The organism is Faecalicatena contorta (assembly GCF_021531995.1).
GTDB lineage: Bacteria > Bacillota > Clostridia > Lachnospirales > Lachnospiraceae > Dorea_A > Dorea_A contorta_A.
The window spans coordinates 1-1,703 of sequence record NZ_JAFBIZ010000229.1; the positions used below are offsets into that span (position 1 = coordinate 1).

The window sequence follows — 1,703 nt, forward strand, 5'->3', positions numbered from 1 at the left end:
TCCATAATAATAAATCTCTTTATTATAAAAAGGACTTTCGCAAAACATAGACTGTAATATGCGAAAGTCCTTTTTATGATCAATCTCTCTTACCTATATAAGTATTACTTCAACTTCATCATCTTTTTCAACACGTTCTGTACCTGCCGGAATCACAATCAGGCAATTACAGCCGCACATGGAGCTCAGGATCCCTGATGCGTTTGATCCTGATGCAATTCGTACCTTTCCATCGTTGTAGTATGCACGCACATATCGGGTAACCCTACTTTTTTTCGGGAAAGAATTTTCACAGACAGCTCTCCTTCTTTGGATCTTCAGATCTTCTCTCCCTGTCATCTCTGCAAGCAGTGGGCGAATAAGAAGTTCCAGATTCACTACCGCACCATATGGATTTCCAGACAGACAAACGAGTAATTTTCTCTGACAGGAAGCACACAATGTCGGCATCCCCGGCTTGACTGCGATTCTCCAGAACAGTTTTTCATAATTCAAAATCTTCAGAACTTCATGCATGATGTCTTTCTTCCCGACAGAGACCCCACCTGTTGTAACGATCAGATCGGCATCTGTCATCACTTTTTCCACAATCTCTGCCACTTTTTTTGCATCATCCTCCACGCGCATTTTCGCTGAAATCTCTACACCCCAGGAGCGTAATCTGGTTACAAGGGCATAAAGGTTAGAATCATATATTTTCCCCGGAAGAAGCTCCTCTCCCGGAAGAAGGATCTCGTCACCGGTGGTGATCACAGCAACCCTGGGTCTGCGATATACACACACACGGCTCATGCCAAGGCTTGCAAGAATCCCTGCCTCCGTCGACCCTAACACAGTACCTTTTTTCAACAGTATTGTTCCTGCTTTGTAATCTTCTCCTTCAAAACAATAATTTTGCCAGGCTTTTACTTCCTCATAGACAATAACTCTGCTCTCACCACAATCCGTATCTTCCTGCCCGATGATACAATCGGCACCATCCGGTATCGGGGCCCCAGTCATAATCCTTATAGCTTCTCCCACACCGACCGTCTTCTGGGCCACATGTCCAGCATCCACTTCAGTAATAACGGTAAGCGTCACCGGATACTCCCGTGAAGCCCCTTTTATATCTGAACTTCTCACCGCATATCCATCAAGCGGAGAACGTGGAAAAGGAGGCTGGTTCCTTTGAGCAACAACATCCTCAGCAAGAACTCTCCCTACAACATCCCACAGGTCAATTATCTCACATTCATCGATTTTTTTACCCCTGGAAAGAATCAATTCAAGGGCTTCCTCCAACATAAGAGCATCCATACTTTTCTCTCCTTAGTTGACTGTAAACACTCTGAAATCACTAATCAATAGTTCTGACTTTTATATCATTCTTTCTGATCTAACATAAAAAAAATCTGTAAAAACTATCTTTTACAGATCTTCAAACTCCCCGAGTTGGGCTCGAACCAACAACCCCACGGTTAACAGCCGTGTGCTCTACCATTGAGCTATCGAGGATTACCTATATTATTATATCCTCCTGCCTGTCAAATTGCAAGAGCTTTTTTATATGTACCTTCAAAACTGCATACAAGAAATCATCCATTTACCTATCACCTTGCTTGGTCATGCCCTCGACCGATTAGTATCAGTCAGCTCCATGTGTTACCACACTTCCACCTCTGACCTATCTACCTCGTCGTCTTCAAGGGGTCTTACTACTT

At 43.6% G+C, this 1,703-nt stretch carries 1 protein-coding gene, 1 tRNA gene and 1 rRNA gene; all 3 read right to left on the reverse strand.

Annotated elements, in window-relative coordinates; genetic code table 11:
* Nucleotides 1-93 precede the first annotated feature (93 nt).
* Nucleotides 94-1,299 carry a gephyrin-like molybdotransferase Glp gene (glp, locus tag JQM82_RS15475; RefSeq protein ID WP_235251309.1) on the reverse strand — a complete coding sequence of 402 codons (1,206 nt, stop codon included), beginning with the start codon at nt 1,297-1,299 and terminating at the stop codon, nt 94-96.
* A 126-nt stretch (nt 1,300-1,425) separates the two neighbouring features.
* Nucleotides 1,426-1,497 (reverse strand) — tRNA-Asn (locus JQM82_RS15480).
* 104 nt (nt 1,498-1,601) lie between these two features.
* Nucleotides 1,602-1,703: ribosomal RNA gene (locus JQM82_RS15485) — 23S ribosomal RNA — on the reverse strand; the annotation flags it as partial.